Here is a 19,575-nt window from a genome sequence, read left to right as displayed (position 1 = left end):
CGGCCTTTCGTCGTTTCCGGCGTGGTCGCACCGCCGTCCGGGGGCCGCGCTAGATTCTCCGGGTGTCGTTCTCGCTCCGTACCGCCGTTCTCCTCACCGCGACCGCCCTGACCGTGGGTGGTGTCGCAGCCTGCTCGTCCGACTCGTCGACGACCACCGGCGACGGTGGCCGTGCCGATTGCATCACCGACTTCGATGCGAACACCGACTACTTCCCCGACAAGCAGACTGTCGAGTACGCCGAGAACTTCGACATCGAGTACCACAACTCGTACCAGGTGCTCACCGTCCGCCAGCCCGGGCAAGCCGACGAGTCGTACGTGCTCACCCGCTGCGGCGCCCCGAAACCGGAGCTGACCGGCGAGCTCGCCGGCGCTCAGCAGATCGCGACGCCGGTGACCGACCTGTTCGCCGAGTCGACGACCCACCTGCCCAGCCTCGAGGCCCTCGGCAAGCTCGATGCCCTCACCGGCTTCGCGAGCGCCGACTACGTCTACAGCGAGACCGCCCGGGCTCACATCGCCGACGACGACGTCACCCAGTTCGCGACCGCCGGACAGGTGGACGCCGAGGCCGTGGTCGCACAGGGCCCGCAGGCGTTCGTCACCGGCGGTTTCGAGGATCCGGCGTTTCCCGTGATCGAGCGGGCAGGCATCCCGGTCCTCGACAACTACGACTGGCTCGAGACCGATCCGCGGGGCCGCTCCGAGTGGATCAAGTTCTTCGCGGCCCTGACCGGCACGGAGAAGCAGGCCACCGAGACGTTCGACGGGATCGTCACGGACTACGACAAGTACACGACGCTGGCGGCGAACCAGACGCCGGTCTCGATCGTGCCGGGCCTGCCCTACCAGGGTGCGTGGTCGGTGCCGCTCGCGAGCTACTCCAACGAGTTGTACGCGACGGCCCGCATCACCCACCCGTGGATGACCGATCCGGGCACCGGCAGCCTGCAGACCGACCTCGAGACGGTCTTCGCCCGCGCCGGGGACGCACCGGTCGCGATCAGCAACTCCTCCAACAGGACCAAGGCCGAGGCGATCGCCGCGGAGCCGCGGCTCGCCGAGTTCGCGGCCTTCCGCGACGGGCAGGTGTGGACGTCGTCGAAGCGGATCACCGACGCCGGCGCCATCGACATCTACGAGCAGGGCGTCCTGCGCCCCGACCTGGTGCTGGCCGACCTGATCGCGATCGCCCATCCGGACCTGATGCCCGGCCACGAGTTCACCTTCTACAGCCGCCTGCAGTGAACCGCACCGCAGCTGCGCTGACCGCACTGGCCGCGTTCGTCTTCGTCGCGGTCGTGCTCGCGGTGTCGGTGGGTTCGGTGACCATCCCGTTCGGCGCCACCGCGCGGTACCTGTTCACCGGGGATGCGGGCAACGCGCGCTGGACCACGCTCATCGCGGACATCCGCCTCCCCCGCGTCGTCACCGCGGCGTGCGCGGGCGCCGCGCTCGCCGTCGCGGGCCTGCTGATGCAGACGCTGTTCGCGAACCCGCTCGCCGACCCATACATCCTCGGGGTGTCCTCCGGCGCGAGTCTCGGTGTCGCGCTGGTCGTGCTCGGCTCCGGGGCCGGTGCGGGCGTGTTCGCGGCGGTGGCCGGCACCGGACGCCTGGGGATCGCGGCGGCCGCGGCCATCGGCGCGCTCGTGGTGCTGCTCGTGGTGCTGGCGATCTCGCGATGGATCCGATCGGTCGTGACGCTGCTGATCGTCGGCGTCATGGTCGGCTCGGTCACCAGCGCCGTCGTGTCCCTGCTCGTCGCCTTCTCGCAGCCCGCGCAGATGCAGCAGTTCATCCTGTGGAGTCTGGGGTCGTACTCCGGCGCGTCGTGGTCCGATCTGCGCGTGCTGATCCCCGCCGTTGCCGTCGGGATCGTGTTGGCGGCCACCCTGGTGCGCCCGCTCAATGCGATGCTGCTCGGCGAGGACTACGCCAACTCGATGGGCGTGCACCTACTGCGCACCCGCACCGTCGCGATCACGTCCGCCGCACTGCTGGCCGGCGCCGTCACCGCATTCTGCGGGCCCATCGCCTTCCTCGGCATCGCGGTCCCGCATCTCGCGCGCCTCGCGCTCGGCACGTCCGATCACCGGGTGCTGCTGCCCGGCGCCGTTCTGATGGGGGCCGCGGTATCGCTGTTGTGCTCGGTGGTGGCGCAGTTGCCGGGTCGTGACGGGGTGCTGCCCCTCAACGTCGTGACGGCACTGGTCGGGGCGCCGGTCGTGATCCTCGTCCTGATGCGATCGCGGCAGACCAAGGCGGGCATGGCATGACCCTCGTGCTCGACGACGTCACGGTGGGCTACCCCGGGCGGCCACCGCGAGAGATCCTCAGCGGACTGCATCTCACCGCGCATTCCGGGCAGGTCACCGCACTGCTCGGCCCCAACGGCGCCGGCAAGTCGACACTGCTGCGCTCGGTGGCCGGTCTGCAGCGGATCCTCCACGGGTCGGCCCGGCTCGACGACGTCGACATCACGAAGCTGTCTCCGGCCGAGCGGGCCCGTCGAGTCGCGGTGGTCCTCACCGACCGCGTCGACGGTGGACTGCTCACCGGCGGCGAGATCGCCGCACTCGGACGACTCCCCCACCAGGGCTTCGCGTCCCGCCTCAGCTCCGCCGAACGGCAGCTGATCGCCGACAGCCTCGACCGGATGGGCGCCGCAGACCTCACCGACGTCCGCCTCCACGAGATGTCCGACGGCCAGCGCCAGCGGGTGCTGATCGCGCGCGCACTCGTGCAGCGACCGTCACTGCTGGTGCTCGACGAGCCCAGCGCCTTCCTCGACGTCGCAGCCCGCGTGGAACTGTTGGCACTGCTCGAGGAGATCGCCACCGACGCCGGCATCACGGTGCTGCTGTCGACGCACGACGTCGAACTGGTCCTGCGAACCGCACAGCACGTCTGGCTCGCGGCCGGAGACGGCACCGTGGTCGACGGCACCCCCACCGCCCTGATCGACTCGGGCGCGATCCGGCGGGCCTTCGACTCGCGGCGGGTCCGTTTCGACCCCACCGACGGCATCTTCCGGCTCGGCGAAAGCTAAGCGCCCGAACCGTTCTCGGCGTCCGGTCGTGGCGCGATCTCGTGCAGCATCGCATCGGACGTGACCCATTTGCCGGTGCGGACGAGTTCCTCGATCACGAGGTCGAACGCGTCGACGAGCCACTCGTGCCGGGCCTCGACGAGCGCGACGTCTCCGCCGGCCTGTTCCTCGAAGAAGCGCACCAGCCAGATATCCTGGGCGTCCGGGTCGTTGTTCAGACCGTGCTCGGAATTGGTGGCCAGCACGTACATGCTGAAGGCGAAGTCGACGCGGATCGCGTACTCGCCGCCGATGTTGACGACGCTGGTCGGCCGATGCGTCGCAGCCGCCAACGCAGTCATCGCGTCGGCGTAACGGTCGGAGTATTCCTGCGTGCGTGGCACTGGCGATCGTCCTTCGGGTAGGTGCAACTTCAGACGAGGTGCAAACTGAACGCTACACAGCCGACCCGATCGCCTCGACGGCCGACCGCAGACGTGCGTTCTCGGCCGTCAACTTCTCCTGCTCGTCCTCGAGCTCGAGAATGCGCCCGATGCCGGTGAGATTCACACCGAGGGAGACCAGTTCGCTGATCCGAGCGAGTCGATGCAGGTCGTCCTCGCTGTAGCGGCGGGTACCGCCACCGGTGCGCGAAGGTGCGATCAAGCCGCGACTCTCGTACAGACGCAACGTCTGCGGGCCGATACCGGCCAGTTCGGATGTCACCGAGATGCCGTACACACCACGCTTCGACCGGGTCGATTCATCCGGCGATTGGATTCCCACGCGACGAACGGTATCAGCTTCGCCCACAAGGAATCTGAGGTGGTTCGCATAGCTAACTTGCATGCGCGAGGTCAGAGCAACAGGTACGGGTGATAAAAAAACCGACCGGTCTTGTATTTTCTTGTCCGGCTGTTTACGCTCAGCAAAGTCGTTCAACTGTTCAGCACATGGACGAGGGGGCGACGCCTGTACCCATGGGGGGATCACAGGGGGTGGCGTCGTAATTTTTCGACAGCGACGACGCCGCATCGACTAATGACATCCCGGACCGGCCTTCGGCCGCATCCGACCGGGGCGTCGAACCATGTCCACTACTCCCACAGAGGTGAGTGAAGTATGTCCAAGAACGCATTCCGCATCGGATCCGCTGCGGCGATCCTCGGCGCCGCCGCCCTCGTCGCACCCGCCCTCGCCGGCGCCTCGTCGACCGGATCGCTCGGCTCCACCGGATCGCTCGGCTCGAGCGAGGCGCCGGAAGGAATCGCCTGCGCAGAGCTGTCGACCGCGACCGCCCCCAACGGCTGGGGAATCCCGTTCGACGACGAGAAGAGGCAGATTGCCTACCACTCCGCCGAGAAGGTCCTCGACGACGACGGCTCGCTGAAGCTCGAGGTCAACGGCCCCGCCGACCGGTCGGTCAGCTACCACGAGGCCGGGGGCGTCAAGCTGTCCGACGCCGTCAAGCACGAGATCGGTTTCTCCGAGCGCGCCGAGAACCCGACGGCCGCGTTCCAGCTCCGGCTGACCGGGACCAGCGAGAACACGAGTTTCGCGAACGGCTTCACGACCCTGGTCTGGGTCCCGGACGCCGGCGCTGTCGACACGTCCAACGGCGGCACCCACGTGAACCTGCAGGACGGCAAGTGGTGGAGCACGAAGAGCATCGCCGGCGCCAAGGACCGCGCGCTGGTGCCGCTCGCCGAGATCGCCGCGGCCAACCCGAACGCGGTCGTCGACCACTACGGCGTGAGCATCGGCCGCGGATCCGAGGCGACCTCGACGTTGGTCGACGCCGTGAAGTTCAACGGCTGCACCACGAACTTCGCGCTCGAGGATCCGGCGCCGAGCACGTCCGGGTCCCTGGGCTCGCTGGACACGGGCTCGCTCGGCTCCCTGGGGTCGACCAGCACCGGCTCGCTCGGCTCGCTGGACCTCGGCTCGCTGAACACCGGCTCGCTCGGTTCCTGATCCGAGATCTCGGCACGAGCCCCCACCTCGTCGGCGCGCCGACGAGGTGGGGGCTCGGTTGTCGTGTCGCAGACCGGCGAATCGGTGACTCGACGGGCGGACGCACGACCGGCGATTAGCGGCGGTAAGCTTCTCGAACTGGGTTGATCATGCAGGTCGGCGCCACAATTGAAGCGAAGGATGTAGGCGTGTCGGGCGTGGTGGCAGGGTTCACGGTCATCTTCGTCGTCATCGCTATCGGGTTCTTCCTGGGGCGCACCGGCACGCTCGGCGAGCACGGGCAGTTCGTCCTCAGCCGACTGGTGTTCTTCGTCGCGACACCGGCGCTGCTGTTCGACACCCTCGCCAACTCCGACCTGTCGGTGGTCTTCTCGCCGACCCTCGCGGTGGCCGCGGCCACGGCATTCGCGGTCGCGGGCATCTATCTCGTCATCGCGAGGCTGTGGCTACGCAGACCGCTTCCCGAACTGACGGTCGGCGCGCTCGCGTCGTCGTACGTGAACTCGGCGAACCTCGGCATTCCCATCGCGGTGTTCGTCCTCGGCGACGCGTCGTTCGTCGCACCCCTGCTGCTGTTCCAGATCATGATCTTCTCGCCGATCGCCCTGACGGTTCTCGACGTCAGCACGATGCGCGAGGGCAGCTCCCGGCTCGAGACGATCACCGCGCCGTTCAAGAACCCGATCGTGCTGGCCGGCGCCGCCGGACTGGCTGTCGCGGTGTCGAACTGGACGCCCCCGGAGGCACTGATGCAGCCGTTCCGGCTCATCGGCGGCGCCTCGGTCCCCGGCGCGCTGCTCGCGTTCGGGCTGTCGCTGTACGGCGTGCGCGTGCTCGAGAAGGGTGCGAGTCCGCGCCGCGATGTGGCACTCGCGTCGGTCCTCAAGATCTGCGTACAACCGGTCCTCGCGTACGTGATGGCCCGCTTCCTGCTGGGCCTCGACGGGCACGAGCTGTTCGCGATCGTGGTCGTCTCCACCCTGCCGACCGCGCAGAACGTCTTCGTCTATGCGAGCCGCTACCAACGCGGCATGGTCCTGGCCCGCGACGCCGCCTTCGTCACCACCCTCGCGTCGATTCCCGCGATCGCCCTCGTGGCAGCGCTGTTGACCTGACGCCCGCAGCGTCACTCGATGCAATCGAAGTCGGCGGTCCACACCCGTTGCAGCATGTGCCAGTCGGCCGGGTGCGCGGCGATGCCTGCGGCGAAGCGGTCTGCCAATGCCTGTGTCGTGCACTGCACCCCGCCGACGGTGTCGACCGGGGCACCGACGTGGAAGCCCCAGCCGTCCGGGGTGAACCAGCAGTTCACCGGCAGCAGTGGTGCGCCGGTGTCGATCGCGAGCCGGGCCGGGCCGGCCGGCATCCGGGCGGATTCGCCGAAGAAGGAGACCGGCACGCCCGTGCCGGTCACGTCGCGTTCGGCGAGCAGCCCGACGATCCGCCCCTGCCGCAGCCGCGCGGTCAGCTGCTCGATCGGCGGCGTCTCGGTGCCGGTGAGCGGGATGATCTCGAAACCCAACTGCTCACGGAACCGGACGAAGCGCTTGAACAGTGATTCCGGACGGAGCCGCTCGGCGACGACGACGGGAGGGCCCACCCGCTGCGCCACCCATACTCCCGCCAGGTCCCAGTTGCCGCTGTGCGGTAGGGCCAGCACCGCCCCGCTGCCACACGCGACCGCCTCGTGGATGTGTTCGAGCCCGGTGGCCGAGGATTCGATGCTCTCGGCCAACCGCACCGGATCCATCGACGGCAGCCGGAAGGCTTCGCACCAGTAGCGGGCGTAGGAGCGCAGGCTCGCGTGCACGAGGTCGTCGGGCACCTGCGCCGGCGTGGCGGACAGCACCCGGGCCAGATTGCGCCGCAACTGATCCGGACCTCCGTTGCGGGCCGCGCGATCGGCCGCAGCGTCGAACAGGCGCCTCGCCCACCGCTGGGGCAGGGCGCGCACCAGGCGCCAACCGGCCGCGTACCCGAGATCCCAGGCTCGATCCTTCGGCTTCATTGATCACCACCGGCGTCGTCGGCCGCGTCGGGACGACGATGCGGCGCTGCTGGCCACCGTACGACACGCCACCACCGTCGCGCCGGAGATGACGGCGGGTTCCTCGAGATGACCGAACAGGCTCGGTGCCACCCGCACCATTGACACGCAAGTAACCACTTGCCTATCGTTCGGTTGTGGGTGATCTGTTCAAGGCTCTGGCAGACCCGACGCGGCGCGCGATTCTCGACGAACTCGTCGACCGTGACGGGCAGACACTCTTCGAGCTGTGCGCCCGCCTCGTCACCAAGTACGGGCTCGGGTCGTCCCGGCAGGCCGTCTCGCAGCACCTCGCGGTCCTCGAGGACGCCGGACTGCTCCACACCCGCCGGGAAGGCCGCTACAAGTTCCACCATCTCGACACCACTCCCCTGCGGGCCATCGCCGACCGGTGGCCCGTACCCGACCCGGACCGCGACAGGAAAGGACAGGCACCGTGAAGATTCACCTGACCAGCGTGCACGTCAACGACCAGGACAAGGCGCTGGCGTTCTACACCGACATCCTCGGCTTCGTGAAGAAGCACGAGGTCCCGCTGGGCGAGCACAAGTGGCTCACCGTCGTCTCCTCGGACGCGCCGGACGGCACCGAACTGGTCCTCGAGCCCGACGCGCATCCCGCCGCCCAGGCCTACATGAGGGCACTCGTCGCCGACGGTATCCCGATCACGTCCTTCGGCGTCGACGACGTGCAGGCCGAGTACGAACGGCTGACGGCGCTGGGTGTGGTGTTCACCCAGGCTCCGTTGCAGATGGGTCCGGTCACCACCGCGGTGTTCGACGACACCTGCGGCAACCTGATCCAGATCGCGAGTCAGGCCTGAGCCGGATCACCGCTGTGGTCGGCGCATCCGCATGTAGTCGCTGACCACTGCCGCGCCGAGGCCGTCGAGGTCCGGAGCCACCACCCGGCCGCCGACCCGCTGCGCCATCCGGTCGACGACGCGGGCCAGGCCTGGGTCGTCGCCGAGGCGGAAGATCGTCACCTGCGCGCCCAGGCGGGCAAGGGTGTCGAGTTCGCGCACCGTCAGTCCCAGGGTCCGCACGCTCGGCGGATAGTCGAAGAACGCCTGCCCGTCGGGCTCGAGGTGCGCGGTGGGCTCGCCGTCGGTGACGATGAGCACGACGGGCTGTGCGTTGGGATGCCGGCGCAGGTGCCGGGCCGCGAGCAGCAGCGCGTGGTGCAGGTTCGTGCCCTGATCCCACGCTCCGTCGAGGCCGGCCAACTCCGGCGCGGTCAGTACCTCGGCGTGCCGCCCGAAACCGATGAGCTGCAACGCATCCCCGCGGAACCTCGTCGTCACCAGATGGTTGAGAGCCAGCGCGGTACGTTTCATCGGCACCCAGCGGCCGTCCATCACCATCGAGAACGACGTGTCCACCAGCAGCGCCACCGCCGCCTGCGCACGCTGCTCGGTCTCGGCGATCTCGACGTCGGACACCGACATCCGAACCGGCACCCGGCCCGGATCGCGCAGCACCGCGTTGGTGAGCGTGCGGGTGACGTCCCACGGCTCGGTGTCCCCGAACTCCCACGGCCGCGACGCCCCGGTCGGCTCGCCCATCGCCCCCGCGCGACGGGTCTCCCGCTGACCACCGCGGTGCGACAGCCGACCCGCGACGTCGCGCAGCGCGGTCTGCCCCAACTGCCGCATCGCCTTCGGCGACAGCCGCCACTGGCCGTCCGGTGCACGGTCGAAGAAGCCCTGCTGCTGCAGTGCCCGCTCGAGATCGGCGAGTGTCTTCGCGTCGGCGACGGCCTCGTCGCCGAGTTGCCGGGCCAATGCCTCGGTGTCGATGTCGTCGAGCTGGGCACCCGGATACTGTTGCGACAGTTGATCGGACAGTCGCTCGAGCTCCGCGACGTCCGCGAGGGCGGACGTGCCCTCCCCCAACCCCATACCGTCGTCCCCGCGGAACTTCTCGCTGCCGGTCCAGTCCTCGCCGGGACGCGCGGCCTGCAGGTGCGCGTCGAGCCGGTCCAGTTGGCCCATCAACGACGGATCACCGAACGCCTGCTGCGCCAACGCGTCCAGCTCGGCGCGCTGGTCCGAGGTGAGCGAGTTCCGCAGACGCTGGGCCGCGGCCGCCCGACGCGCGAGCAAGTCCAGCAGTTCCTCGGTGTTGCGCGGGTTCTCGGGGAAGTACTCACCGTGCTTGTCCATGAACTCCCGAAACTGCTGCGTGGTGTCCTCGCCACGAGCGTGACTGTCCAGCAACGTGTTCAGATCCTCGAGCATCTCGCGGATCCCTTCACGGTCCGCGTCGGTGGCCCCTTCCAGGGCCTGCTTCATTCCGGCGAACCGCTGATCCAGCAGCTCCCGCCCCATCAGGTCGCGGATCTTCTCGTAGTCTTCGCGCGCCTGACTGCTCCGCCAGTCGTAGTCGACGAGATCGGACACCGCCTGCGCGGTCGACGGCGGAAGCTCCTCGATGCGCATCTCCGCGAAGCGCGCATCGTCGTCGAGAGCGCGGGCGAGGGTCTTGCGTTCCTCGAGCACTGCGCGGTCCAGCAGCTCACGGATCTCGTCCAGGGTGCCCGCGAGATTGTTGCGCTCCAACAGTTCCCGTCGGCGCCGATTCGCCTGCGCGGCGAGGTCGTCGAGCCCACGCCGGTCGCCGGCGCCGCGCCGCAGGAACTCGCGCAGCGCCTGCCGCGGCGACGCACCCTCGAGGACGTCGTCGCCGATCGCGGCCAGCGCGTCACGCAGATCCACCGGCGGGGCCAGTGGATCGCCACCCTCGTACGGGCCGTAACGCGCACCGCGAGACATCCTGTCTCCCTTCACCACTGCCGACTACGAGTAGACGGCCTGGCCGTTCTCGTCGGGGTTCTTCGAGATCCGCCGGGCGAGATACAGACCCTCGAGCGCGAGTTCGGCGGCCGACGCCAGCTCGCCGTCGGATGCGGCGCCGAGCCGGCCCGCCACCTCGTCGAGCACCTCGAGGTCGGGCAGCTCGCCCAGTAGCGCCTTCGCCGTGACCCGCTCGCCCGTGACCACCGGCTGCCCCAGTTCCACCGCCGTCACCAACGGGGCGAGGTCGATGCCACCGAGGCGGATCCGCGCAGTGTCCGCGGTGGCTCGCCGCAGCAGGTGCTCGAGGACCTCGAGCTCGCGCCCCTCCTCACCGGACTCGAACTCGACCTTGCCGCGCAGCACCTCGACGACGGTGCCGAGGTCTATGGGCCGCGCCACCGGATCGGCCTCCCCGAGGACGGCGCTGCGGTGCACCGCCGCCGCGCTGACCGTCTCCGCGCCCGCCACCGCGAACCGGGCCGAGACGCCCGACCGCTGGTCCACCGAGGTCGACTCGCGCAGCAGCCGCGTGAACCGGGCCAGCACCTCGAGCAGGTGGTGCGGCACTTGCGCCTGCAGGTTCGCCTCCTGCTGGATCACGGCGATCTCGTCCTCGAGCAACGACGGGTAGTGCGTGCGGATCTCGGCGCCGAAGCGGTCCTTGAGCGGGGTGATGATGCGTCCGCGGTTGGTGTAGTCCTCCGGGTTGGCGCTGGCCACCAGCACGACGTCGAGCGGTAGCCGCAGGGTGTACCCACGGACCTGGATGTCTCGTTCCTCCATCACGTTGAGCAACGACACCTGGATCCGCTCAGCCAGATCGGGGAGCTCGTTGATCGCGACGATCCCGCGATGCGCGCGCGGCACCAGACCGAAGTGGATCGTCTCCGGATCACCCAGGCTGCGCCCCTCCGCAACCTTGATCGGGTCGACATCGCCCACCAGATCCGCCACCGAGGTGTCTGGCGTCGCGAGCTTCTCCGCGTAGCGCTCGCTGCGGTGCCGCCACTCGACCGGTAGCGCGTCGCCCAGTTCGGCGGCCCGGCGCACCGAGATCGGGGTGATCGGCTCGTACGGGTGCTCGCCCAGCTCGGACCCGGCGATCACCGGCGTCCACTCGTCCAACAGCAGATACAGCGTGCGCAGCAACCGCGTCTTGCCCTGCCCGCGCTCACCGAGCAGGACGACGTCGTGCCCGGCGATGATCGCCCGCTCGAGTTGCGGCAGCACCGTCTCCTCGAAACCGACGATCCCGGGCCACGGGTCGAGGCCGTCCCGCAGTGCCGCGAGCAGGTTCTCGCGCATCTCGTCCTTGACCGGACGCTGGACGTGCCCGGACGCGCGGAGCTCGGCGAGGGTCCGTGGCAGATCGGCAGGCGATGTGGCAGTCACCACTCCAAGTTACGAGTGTTCGGGCGATTCGGCACGCGGTACCGCCGTCGCGTACGAAGTGGGTGCCCAGCTCTGATAAACACGGGGCATGGCCGATACCGAGATCACCTTTGCCGCCGGCGACATCACGCTGCACGGAAGCCTCCGCATCCCCGACGGCGCCGACTCGGCACCCGCGGTGCTGTTGCTCGCGGGCAGCGGCCCCACCGACCGCAACGGGGACAGCGCGCTGCTGCCCGGCTCGATCGGCACCCTCGAGTTCCTCGCCGACGTCCTCGAGGAGCACGGTTTCGCGAGCCTGCGCTACGACAAGCTCGGCAGCGGCTCCACCGGTCTGGGCCCGTACGACGTCGAGGACATCGGTGACCTCGGATTCTCCGTGTTCACCGACTCCGCCGCCGCCGCGTTGGACTTCCTCGCCGGCCGGTCCGCCGTCGACGCCGACCGGGTGTTCGCGATCGGTCACAGCGAAGGTGCCCTGATCGCCCTGGCGCTGGCCGCCAACGGCGCGAACGTCGCAGGCCTGGGCCTGCTCGAGCCGCTGAGCGTGCGGCTGCTGGACCTGCTCACCACCCAGATCGACGGCCAGCTCACCGCGGTCGTCGGGGCCGGACAGTTGCCGGTCCATCTCGCCGACGAGCTGCGTCTGGCGCTCGCCGGGGCGGTCGAGTCGCTGCGCACCGACGCGACGCTCAGCGACGACCTGCCGGACCCGCTGCGCGCCGCCGGCCTCGTCCCGGCGAATGCCCGCGCGCTCGCCGAGGAGGACGCGCTCGACCCCCGCGAGCTGGCCGCCCAGCTGCCGACGGGCATGCCGGTGATCACCAGCTGCTCCGCCAAGGACATCCAGCTCGACTGCGGCGACGTCGACGCGCTCGACGTCGCACTCGCCCACACCACGCTGACGCCGGTGCGGATGACGACCGCGAACCACGTGCTCAAGGAGATCGGCGATGCCGCCTCCACCGGCGCCGACTACATCGAGCCGCTGCCGTGGTCCGCCGAGTTCACCACCGGTTTCGAGGGCTGGCTCGCAACCCTCCGCTAGACACCCTGCGGGGCCGCCGGCGACACGCTCTCGCAAAAACGAGATGTCGCCGAGCGGTCACTGCTGTATGGTTCTCCGTTAACCAACGGGCACACACGAGAAGGGTACGGTCACGATGCGCGTCGAAAGCCCCGCGAAGTATGCAATGCAGCTTTGCAGCAAGCATTTTTCTCACGATCACGTATTTGCAGCCGTACCCGCGTGGCGCAGCCCCGCAGCCTTCGATCGACGGCACCGAGAATGAGTCACCCGTAACCGGAACCATTCTCGGGCACCCGAAGGCACACCGCCTCGGGTGCCTTTTCTTTTGCCTCTTTCACCCATACACAGTTCAGGAGAACCATCATGAAGCTTCGACTCGGCGCTCTGAGCGCCCCCCAGCAGGACCTGCCCGGTGACCTCACCGGACAGGTCGTCACCCTCGACCTCAGTCACATCGACGCCGACCAGAATGCGGCAGCGGCAGAACTGATCAGCCGGCTACTCGCCCGCGGCGCTGCCCGACTGGTCATCTCGGGTACCGACGACGCCAACGCCCGCGCGCTGGTCGAGTCCGCACAGCACAACGCTCCCCCGTCCGGGCTCGCGGCCTGAGCGGCACGCGAACCCCGGACGAGGGAGCGCAGTAGAGCAGTCGATCAGTGCGCGAAGTGGCGCGCACCGGTCAGGTACAGCGTGACACCGGCCTCGCGAGCGGCCTCGATGACCTCGTTGTCGCGGACCGAGCCACCGGGCTGGACGACGGCGCGGACACCGGCGTCGAGCAGGACCTGCAGACCATCGGGGAACGGGAAGAACGCGTCGGACGCGGCCACCGAACCCTTGGCGCGGTCACCGGCACGCTGCACCGCGAGATGCGCGGAGTCGACGCGGTTGACCTGGCCCATGCCGACGCCCACCGAGGCGCCGTCGTTGGCGAGCAGGATCGCGTTGGACTTCACGGCACGGCATGCGCGCCACGCGAATTCGAGATCCGCGAGGGTCTTCTCGTCCGCGGCCTCGCCGACGACGAGCGTCCAGTTGGCCGGGTTGTCGCCGTCCGCGTCCAGGACGTCGCGCTCCTGCAGCAGCGTGCCACCGGAGATCGGGCGCAGCTCGATGCCCGTCTCGGTGGGAGCGGCGGCCTCGAGAACGCGCACGTTCTTCTTGCGCTGGAGGACACCGATGGCCCCGTCCGCGTACGACGGCGCGATGATGACCTCGGTGAAGATGTCGGCGACCTGCTCGGCCATCTCGACCGTCACCTCGCGGTTGGCGGCGATGACGCCACCGTATGCGCTGACCGGGTCGCAGGCGTGCGCCTTGCGGTGCGCCTCGGCGATGTCCGCGCCCACCGCGATGCCGCACGGGTTGGCATGCTTGATGATCGCGACGGCCGGCTCGGCGTGGTCGTACGCGGCCCGCCACGCGGCGTCACCGTCGGTGTAGTTGTTGTACGACATCTCCTTGCCGTGCAACTGCTTCGCCTGCGCGAGGCCCGCAGGCTCGGAGGGGTTCTCGTACAGCGCAGCAGCCTGGTGCGGATTCTCGCCGTAGCGCAGCACCGCGGAGCGGTCCCACGTGGCACCGACCCACCGCGGGAACTGCGACAGTGCAGAATCTTCCGTCGCTTCGCTCGTCACGGACTCGACCAGCGTGGACGTCATCCAGGTGGCGACCGCGACGTCGTAGGACGCGGTGTGCTGGAACGCCTGCGCGGCCAGGGCGGTGCGCTCGAAGAGGTTGAAGCCACCGGCCTCGACCGCAGCGAGGACGCCCTCGTACTTCTTCGGGTCGACGACGACCGCGACCGACGGGTGGTTCTTGGCAGCAGCGCGCACCATCGACGGACCGCCGATGTCGATCTGCTCGACGCACTCGTCCGGGGTGGCGCCCGACGCGACGGTCTGCGTGAACGGGTACAGGTTCACGATCACCAGCTGGAACGCCTCGATGCCCAGCTCCTCGAGCTGCGCGAGGTGCTCCGGCTTCCGGGTGTCGGCGAGGACACCGGCGTGCACTCGGGGGTGCAGCGTCTTGACGCGGCCCTCGAGGCACTCGGGGAATCCGGTCAGGTCCTCGACCCTGGTGACCGGGATGCCGGCGTCGGCGATCTTGGCGGCGGTGGAACCGGTGGAAACCAGTTCGACACCGGCCTGGTGCAGGCCGGTGGCCAGTTCGACCAGGCCGGTCTTGTCGTAGACGCTGACCAGTGCACGGCGCACTGCCTTGCGTTCACTCACTTGGGATCACGGCCTTTCGTCCGTCGGAAACAACACCTCGGAGGGCGACGGAGGCCACGACCTCGGCCAGCAGTCGCCGTTCAACAATCTTGATGCGCTCGTGCAGCGTCGCCTCGTCGTCGCCGTCGAGCACCACCACCGGCTCCTGCGCCAGGATCGGGCCGGTGTCGATGCCGCCGTCGACCAGGTGCACCGTGGAGCCGGTGACCTTGACGCCGTAGGCCAGCGCGTCGGGCACCGCGTGCGCGCCGGCGAACGACGGCAGCAGCGCGGGATGCGTGTTGATGATCCGGCCGCCGAAGCGTTCGATGAACGCGGGGCCGAGGATCTTCATGAAGCCGGCACTGACGATCAGATCGGGGCGGTGCGATCCGACGGCCTCGGTGAGCGCGACGTCCCATGCGGCGCGGTCCGCGTGATCGCGCAGCGCCACACGGAAGTGGTCGATGCCCGCGTCGTCGGCGTGAGCCGTTGCTCCGCAGTCGCGGTCGACGCCGACCGCGACGATGGTCGCAGGGTATCCGTCGGTGCGCGTGGCGGCGATGAGCGCCTGCAGCAGGCTGCCCGTCCCCGAGGCGAGTACGACGATCCGAGCGGGCACCGTGGGCCGCAGCTGGTCACGCGTGGCAGTCAGCGCACTACTCCTGGTTTTCGAGACGGTCGGGCCGCATCACGGGCCGGGTTAGAGCCTAGTCGCTGGGGGTCAGCGGACCGTCCGGCAGGTCGCCTTCTGCGGCCTCGGCTGCCTCGTCCGAGGTCGTCTCCGTCTCGTCCGTCCCCGGCGAGGTCTCCGGCTCGCCCGGCTCGTCCTGATCCTGCGGCACCGCCTCGACCTCCACGTCGATCACGTCGGTGTCGGCCACATCGGTCGGGCCGGCGGCGGAGTCGTCGACGAGTTCGCCCTCGAGCACCGTCTCCCCGGAGCCGTCGGAGGTATCGGGAGCGGCCGGCCCGGCCGCCGATCCCGGCTCGGATTCCGGTCCCGACTCCGCATCCGCGTCCGTGCCCGCTTCCGGCTCCGACCGGTAGCGCATCGACGGCAACGCGAGGCGCTTCACCTCGAATGCGAGTGCCGGGTCGTCCGCTCCGGTGTCCTCGAACGCTGCGGTCTCCGCAAACTTGTCGGACTTCTCGGTTCGTTCGGTCTCGTCTCCGCCGTCCGACTCGACGCCGTCGCGCCGCGCGATGAGGGTCGCGACTGCGAGACCGGGCAGTGCCAGGAACCCGAAGGTGATCAATCCCAGCACGAGCGGCTCGACGCCGACGAATCCGTACGCCCCCAGCTCGCCGCCCGCGACGAAACCGACGGCCGCAGCCACCACACCGACGCCGGCGGCGGCGCACCCCACGGTGTACGCGGTCTCCTGCACGGGCAGGCGCAGACGACCGCAGTCCCGTCCGAGCAGTGCGCCGATCGCGAGCGGGACGATCAGCAGCACCGGCCACGCGGTCCCGACGAGTTCGCCGGGGACCCCACCGAGCACCGGGACCGGCGGCACCGGGCCCGCGACGATGTCGAACACGCTCACCGAGGTGCCACCGGCGTGCGCCGTACCGCCCACCAGGACCGCGACCGCCCCGACAGCGACGTTCGGCAGGTACAGCACCGACAGGACGGTGAGCCCCAGCACGCCGACCGGATCCGAACCGTCACCGAGGAGTGTCCCGACGTCGGACCATGACCACACCAGCGATGCGACCGTCACCGCGGAACCCACCGCGAACAGGGCCAGCGCTGCTCGCGCTGCCGGGCGTCCCACCTCCGGAACCCAGGACGGGGCGCCTCGGCGCTCGCATTCCGCACGCCCCGTCGTCGCGACGACACCGGCCACCGCCGCGACGAGGTGGATGCCCACGACCCATGCGAGGGCCTCGGCCGCGTTCGGCGCCTCGAGCGCGACGACGGACGTCGCGTCGGTGACCACCGCGAGCGCGATGAGCGTCATCACGAACGGTCCCGCGACCGCCGCGGCAACCACCCGTGCGGCGTCACGCAGCGTCGAGCGCGCGGTGACCGCGCGGGCACATCCGCGGGCGACGGCCCACATCATCACGGCCGTCGGCAGCAGCGGAAGTACCCCGAGCGGAGCGTCCGTGATGGTCAGCGACACCTGGTGCAGCGCCAGCCAGCACGCGGCGATCGCCCCGACCACCCCGGTCAGGTCGCTGTTCGACGCGACCAGCGTGACGATGACGACCGCACTGATCAGGACGATCGCGACACCGGTCGGGCGCAGCGCCACCCCGAGCAGCGCACGCACCTGATCGGTGTCGGGATCGGGTCGGTCGGAGATGTCGCGGCGAACACCGCGACCAAGCAGAGAAGTCATCGGTTCGAGGGTCGCACCCGTGCCCGGCGGCGGCGTTCAGGCGCGCCGAGGCGTGGCGTGGCCCACTCGATCACTTCTTCTCGTCGTCCGGGTTCTCGGTCTGGGCACCGAACGCCTGGGTGGGCGCGCCCGGCGAATCGGGAGAACCGGCCGGTGCGGCGGGGGGCGCCGACGGCGCCTCGTGCTCCGGCGTCTGCTGCTGCGGAATGTGCTGCGTCGGCTGCTGCGCCTGGTACGGCTGCTGACCGGCCTGGAACTGTCCGTAGCCGGCCGTGGGCTGCGACTGCTGAGGCTGCGCGTACCCCTGCTGCGGATAGCCCGGCTGCGGCTGACCGGCCTGACCGTAGGTCGGCTGCTGCGGGTACCCCTGGGCGTAGCCCTGCTGGCCACCCGGAACTCCGTACCCCTGCTGGGGCGCCTGGCCCGGGTATCCCTGCGGGTGACCGTAGGCGGCGGGGTGGACGTGGGTGCGCGTCGGTCGACCCTGCGGCTGCTTGACGAGTCCGGCACCGAACAGGAACACCGCCGTCGCGATCACCGCCTGGATGAACGCCAGGATCAGGATCATGACGCCGCCGCCGGCGAGGCCGCCGCCGGTGGGAATGTTGAGCATCAGGACGAACGACACGAGGAAGCCGACGAGCGAGGCCGCCGCAGCGGGGCCGGCGTAGGACTGCTTGGGCAGCAGCGTCAGACCGGCCAGCAGTCCGCCGAGGAGCAGGAAGCTGAGCGGGAGTGTGCCGTCGCTCTCGAACGCGTTCGCCGAGAATTCGAGGCCGTACCTGGAGCTCGTCGAGTTCTTCAGGTAGGGAGCGAACCCGAGGAGGAAGTTGACGACACCCAGCGCGAGGACCGCAATACCGAGATAGAACGACAAACTCTTCGTGCCGTTCGCCGCCGGCGGCTGCGAGGGCTGACCGAAGCCGGACCCTCCGTCGGTGTAAGTCATGTCTGCTCCTAGTCGACGTATCAAACCCCATGAACGCTACCCTGATCATCCACGCGAATCATCGGGAAAGGTGTCGGCGAGACCGCGACGACTCCGGTGGCAGACACGCCGCGTGTCCGGTCGCGCTGCACCGCACGGGAAAATGGGCTCATGCCCTTCACGCTGCCAGCCGGTTCCGACGTCGAGACCGAGACCGAGGTCAAGCATTCGCGCTTCATCGCGGTGCTCCGGCGGATCGACGGCCCGTCCGACGCCCAGGAATTCGTCGACGAGCGGCGCCGCCGGTATCCCGACGCGCGGCACCACTGCTGGGCGTACATCACGGGCAACGGCCCGTCGGACCGGATCGAGCGGTCGAACGACGACGGCGAACCGGGCGGTACCGCGGGGATTCCGATGCTCCAGGTCCTGCGGGCCCGGGACCTCGTGGACGTGGCAGTGGTCGTCACGCGCTACTTCGGGGGCATCAAGCTCGGTGCCGGCGGGCTGGTGCGCGCGTACTCGGGCGCTGTGGTCGCCGCCGTCGACGAGGCGGTCGCCGCGTCGGCGTTGCTGAGCCGGGAACGCCTCGAACTGGTGTCCGTCGAGGTGGGCCACGACACGGCCGGACGCATGGAGTCCGAACTCCGCGCCCGCGGGGTGAGCGTCGTCGACGCCGCGTACGGCGCCGCGGTCACCTTCACTCTGGCCACCCGCAATCCCACCCAGCTCGCGTCGATCGTCGCCGAACTGACTTCCGGCGCAGGTGAACTCACGCCTGCGGGGGTTCAGTGGGTGGACGTCTGACTGTGCCGCCCACCGAACGCGAACGGCGCTCGCGGCCAGGCGGAAGGCCTTGGCTGCGAGCGCCGTTCGTGTGATCGGACGTCGATCAGAGGTTCTTCAGGATCTCCCGAGCGAGAGCAGCGGTCTCGGACGGCGTCTTGCCGACCTTGACGCCGGCCGCCTCGAGGGCGTCCTTCTTGGCCTGCGCGGTGCCCGAGGAACCGGAGACGATGGCGCCGGCGTGGCCCATGGTCTTGCCCTCGGGAGCGGTGAAGCCCGCCACGTAGCCGACGACCGGCTTGGTGACGTTGGCCTTGATGTAATCGGCGGCACGCTCCTCGGCGTCGCCACCGATCTCACCGATCATCACGATGACCTTGGTCTCGGGATCCTTCTCGAACGCCTCGATGGCGTCGATGTGGGTGGTGCCGATGACCGGGTCGCCGCCGATGCCGATGGCGGTCGAGAAACCGTACTCACGCAGCTCGAACATCATCTGGTAGGTCAGGGTGCCCGACTTGGAGACCAGGCCGACCGGGCCCTTGCCGGCGATGTTCGCCGGGGTGATGCCGACCAGCGCCTCACCCGGGGTGATGATGCCGGGGCAGTTGGGGCCGATGATCCGGGTCTTGTTGCCCTTGTCGACGTTGTAGGCCCACGCGTAAGCGGAGTCCTGGACCGGGATGCCCTCGGTGATGACCACGAGCAGCGGGATCTCCGCGTCGATGGCCTCGACGATGGCGTCCTTCGAGAAGGCCGGGGGGACGAACGCGATGGAGACGTCCGCGCCGGTCTCCTTCATGGCCTCGGCGACGGTCGCGAAGACCGGCAGCTCGACGGCGTTGCCGTCCTTGTCGGTGTGCGAGACCGTGGTGCCGGCCTTGCGAGCGTTGACGCCACCGACGACCTGGGTGCCGGCCTTGAGCATCAGGGCGGTGTGCTTGGTGCCCTCGCCGCCGGTGATGCCCTGGACGATGACCTTGGAGTCCTTGGTCAGGAAGATAGCCATTGTTGTGTG

General features: G+C 69.4%; 20 protein-coding genes. 10 read left to right on the top strand and 10 right to left on the bottom strand.

Annotated elements, in window-relative coordinates; genetic code table 11:
- Positions 1 to 62: 62 nt before the first annotated feature.
- Genes DEU38_RS00620 through DEU38_RS00610 form a run of 3 tightly spaced genes read left to right on the top strand, consistent with a single transcriptional unit; the run spans position 63 to position 3,054 of the window.
- Complete coding sequence (locus tag DEU38_RS00620; RefSeq protein ID WP_114718199.1) at positions 63 to 1,250, top strand: ABC transporter substrate-binding protein; 1,188 nt, start codon at positions 63 to 65, stop codon at positions 1,248 to 1,250.
- Complete coding sequence (locus DEU38_RS00615; RefSeq protein WP_114718198.1) at positions 1,247 to 2,281, top strand: iron ABC transporter permease; 1,035 nt, start codon at positions 1,247 to 1,249, stop codon at positions 2,279 to 2,281. Before DEU38_RS00620 ends, DEU38_RS00615 begins: the two co-directional genes overlap by 4 nt.
- Positions 2,278 to 3,054 carry an ABC transporter ATP-binding protein gene (locus tag DEU38_RS00610; protein ID WP_114718197.1) on the top strand — a complete coding sequence of 259 codons (777 nt, stop codon included), beginning with the start codon at positions 2,278 to 2,280 and terminating at the stop codon, positions 3,052 to 3,054. Before DEU38_RS00615 ends, DEU38_RS00610 begins: the two co-directional genes overlap by 4 nt.
- On the opposite strand, the gene DEU38_RS00605 is transcribed toward DEU38_RS00610, so the two are convergent.
- Positions 3,051 to 3,437 carry a hypothetical protein gene (locus DEU38_RS00605; protein WP_114718196.1) on the bottom strand — a complete coding sequence of 129 codons (387 nt, stop codon included), beginning with the start codon at positions 3,435 to 3,437 and terminating at the stop codon, positions 3,051 to 3,053. The two genes, DEU38_RS00610 and DEU38_RS00605, sit on opposite strands and share 4 nt — an antisense overlap.
- Before the next feature lie 52 nt (positions 3,438 to 3,489).
- On the bottom strand, positions 3,490 to 3,819 hold the full coding sequence (locus DEU38_RS00600; protein WP_254622833.1) for a MerR family transcriptional regulator: 330 nt from the start codon (positions 3,817 to 3,819) through the stop codon (positions 3,490 to 3,492).
- Between the two features lie 336 nt (positions 3,820 to 4,155).
- Between DEU38_RS00600 and DEU38_RS00595 the strand changes: the two genes are divergently transcribed.
- Together DEU38_RS00595 and DEU38_RS00590 are read left to right on the top strand one after the other, a co-directional pair.
- The gene (locus DEU38_RS00595) at positions 4,156 to 5,007 is read left to right on the top strand and encodes a hypothetical protein (RefSeq protein WP_258557586.1); all 852 of its coding nucleotides are present in this window, start codon (positions 4,156 to 4,158) and stop codon (positions 5,005 to 5,007) included.
- Positions 5,008 to 5,195: 188 nt separating this feature from the next.
- Positions 5,196 to 6,122 (top strand): AEC family transporter, encoded by a 927-nt coding sequence (locus tag DEU38_RS00590; RefSeq protein WP_114718537.1) that lies wholly within the window; start codon positions 5,196 to 5,198, stop codon positions 6,120 to 6,122.
- Positions 6,123 to 6,133: 11 nt separating this feature from the next.
- Here the strand turns inward: DEU38_RS00590 and DEU38_RS00585 are convergent, their stop codons facing one another.
- Positions 6,134 to 7,015 carry a phosphatidylinositol mannoside acyltransferase gene (locus DEU38_RS00585; protein WP_114718194.1) on the bottom strand — a complete coding sequence of 294 codons (882 nt, stop codon included), beginning with the start codon at positions 7,013 to 7,015 and terminating at the stop codon, positions 6,134 to 6,136.
- Positions 7,016 to 7,191: 176 nt separating this feature from the next.
- Between DEU38_RS00585 and DEU38_RS00580 the strand changes: the two genes are divergently transcribed.
- Together DEU38_RS00580 and DEU38_RS00575 are read left to right on the top strand one after the other, a co-directional pair.
- Positions 7,192 to 7,494 (top strand): helix-turn-helix transcriptional regulator, encoded by a 303-nt coding sequence (locus DEU38_RS00580; RefSeq protein ID WP_114718193.1) that lies wholly within the window; start codon positions 7,192 to 7,194, stop codon positions 7,492 to 7,494.
- Complete coding sequence (locus tag DEU38_RS00575; protein ID WP_114718192.1) at positions 7,491 to 7,877, top strand: VOC family protein; 387 nt, start codon at positions 7,491 to 7,493, stop codon at positions 7,875 to 7,877. The genes DEU38_RS00580 and DEU38_RS00575 overlap by 4 nt, the downstream gene beginning before the upstream one ends.
- A 6-nt stretch (positions 7,878 to 7,883) precedes the next feature.
- On the opposite strand, the gene DEU38_RS00570 is transcribed toward DEU38_RS00575, so the two are convergent.
- Positions 7,884 to 9,827 carry a VWA domain-containing protein gene (locus tag DEU38_RS00570; RefSeq protein WP_114718191.1) on the bottom strand — a complete coding sequence of 648 codons (1,944 nt, stop codon included), beginning with the start codon at positions 9,825 to 9,827 and terminating at the stop codon, positions 7,884 to 7,886.
- Between the two features lie 24 nt (positions 9,828 to 9,851).
- Positions 9,852 to 11,243: an ATP-binding protein gene (locus tag DEU38_RS00565; protein WP_174908769.1), complete on the bottom strand. Its 1,392-nt coding sequence runs from the start codon at positions 11,241 to 11,243 to the stop codon at positions 9,852 to 9,854.
- Between the two features lie 88 nt (positions 11,244 to 11,331).
- Here DEU38_RS00565 and DEU38_RS00560 point away from each other — a divergent pair, with 88 nt between their 5' ends.
- Both DEU38_RS00560 and DEU38_RS00555 read left to right on the top strand, forming a co-directional pair.
- A complete protein-coding gene (locus tag DEU38_RS00560; protein ID WP_114718190.1) occupies positions 11,332 to 12,291 on the top strand; it encodes a S9 family peptidase in 960 nt (319 codons plus the stop codon).
- Between the two features lie 345 nt (positions 12,292 to 12,636).
- Entirely contained in the window at positions 12,637 to 12,885 is a 249-nt protein-coding gene (locus DEU38_RS00555) for a hypothetical protein (RefSeq protein WP_114718189.1), read from the top strand.
- A 44-nt stretch (positions 12,886 to 12,929) separates the two neighbouring features.
- Here DEU38_RS00555 and purH read toward each other — a convergent pair whose 3' ends face one another.
- The 4 genes from purH to DEU38_RS00535 all read right to left on the bottom strand — a co-directional run bounded on the left by purH (position 12,930) and on the right by DEU38_RS00535 (position 17,792).
- The gene (purH, locus tag DEU38_RS00550) at positions 12,930 to 14,513 is read right to left on the bottom strand and encodes a bifunctional phosphoribosylaminoimidazolecarboxamide formyltransferase/IMP cyclohydrolase (RefSeq protein WP_114718188.1); all 1,584 of its coding nucleotides are present in this window, start codon (positions 14,511 to 14,513) and stop codon (positions 12,930 to 12,932) included.
- Positions 14,506 to 15,114 (bottom strand): phosphoribosylglycinamide formyltransferase, encoded by a 609-nt coding sequence (purN, locus tag DEU38_RS00545; protein WP_114718187.1) that lies wholly within the window; start codon positions 15,112 to 15,114, stop codon positions 14,506 to 14,508. Before purN ends, purH begins: the two co-directional genes overlap by 8 nt.
- 88 nt (positions 15,115 to 15,202) lie before the next feature.
- Positions 15,203 to 16,843 (bottom strand): DUF6350 family protein, encoded by a 1,641-nt coding sequence (locus DEU38_RS00540; RefSeq protein ID WP_114718186.1) that lies wholly within the window; start codon positions 16,841 to 16,843, stop codon positions 15,203 to 15,205.
- Between the two features lie 70 nt (positions 16,844 to 16,913).
- Positions 16,914 to 17,792, bottom strand: coding sequence for a DUF5336 domain-containing protein (locus DEU38_RS00535; protein ID WP_114718185.1), 879 nt, complete (start codon positions 17,790 to 17,792; stop codon positions 16,914 to 16,916).
- A 150-nt stretch (positions 17,793 to 17,942) separates the two neighbouring features.
- Here DEU38_RS00535 and DEU38_RS00530 point away from each other — a divergent pair, with 150 nt between their 5' ends.
- Positions 17,943 to 18,578, top strand: a complete 636-nt coding sequence (locus DEU38_RS00530; RefSeq protein WP_114718184.1) for a YigZ family protein — start codon at positions 17,943 to 17,945, stop codon at positions 18,576 to 18,578.
- An 85-nt stretch (positions 18,579 to 18,663) separates the two neighbouring features.
- Here the strand turns inward: DEU38_RS00530 and sucD are convergent, their stop codons facing one another.
- The gene (gene sucD, locus DEU38_RS00525; RefSeq protein WP_114718183.1) at positions 18,664 to 19,566 is read right to left on the bottom strand and encodes a succinate--CoA ligase subunit alpha; all 903 of its coding nucleotides are present in this window, start codon (positions 19,564 to 19,566) and stop codon (positions 18,664 to 18,666) included.
- Positions 19,567 to 19,575 lie beyond the last annotated feature (9 nt).

Source organism: Rhodococcus sp. AG1013, assembly GCF_003350365.1.
Lineage (GTDB): Bacteria > Actinomycetota > Actinomycetes > Mycobacteriales > Mycobacteriaceae > Prescottella.
The sequence above is the reverse complement of the archived record's forward strand: the minus strand, read 5'-3'. Positions and strand labels throughout refer to the sequence as shown.

Bases quoted from the DNA above. Each gene is read 5' to 3' on its own strand.
- DEU38_RS00610 (WP_114718197.1), top strand. From the start codon at position 2,278: ATGACCCTCGTGCTCGACGACGTCACGGTGGGCTACCCCGGGCGGCCA.
- DEU38_RS00595 (WP_258557586.1), top strand. From the start codon at position 4,156: ATGTCCAAGAACGCATTCCGCATCGGATCCGCTGCGGCGATCCTCGGC.
- DEU38_RS00585 (WP_114718194.1), bottom strand. From the start codon at position 7,015: ATGAAGCCGAAGGATCGAGCCTGGGATCTCGGGTACGCGGCCGGTTGG.
- DEU38_RS00570 (WP_114718191.1), bottom strand. From the start codon at position 9,827: ATGTCTCGCGGTGCGCGTTACGGCCCGTACGAGGGTGGCGATCCACTG.
- DEU38_RS00560 (WP_114718190.1), top strand. From the start codon at position 11,332: ATGGCCGATACCGAGATCACCTTTGCCGCCGGCGACATCACGCTGCAC.
- DEU38_RS00555 (WP_114718189.1), top strand. From the start codon at position 12,637: ATGAAGCTTCGACTCGGCGCTCTGAGCGCCCCCCAGCAGGACCTGCCC.
- DEU38_RS00540 (WP_114718186.1), bottom strand. From the start codon at position 16,843: ATGACTTCTCTGCTTGGTCGCGGTGTTCGCCGCGACATCTCCGACCGA.
- DEU38_RS00535 (WP_114718185.1), bottom strand. From the start codon at position 17,792: ATGACTTACACCGACGGAGGGTCCGGCTTCGGTCAGCCCTCGCAGCCG.
- DEU38_RS00530 (WP_114718184.1), top strand. From the start codon at position 17,943: ATGCCCTTCACGCTGCCAGCCGGTTCCGACGTCGAGACCGAGACCGAG.
- sucD (WP_114718183.1), bottom strand. From the start codon at position 19,566: ATGGCTATCTTCCTGACCAAGGACTCCAAGGTCATCGTCCAGGGCATC.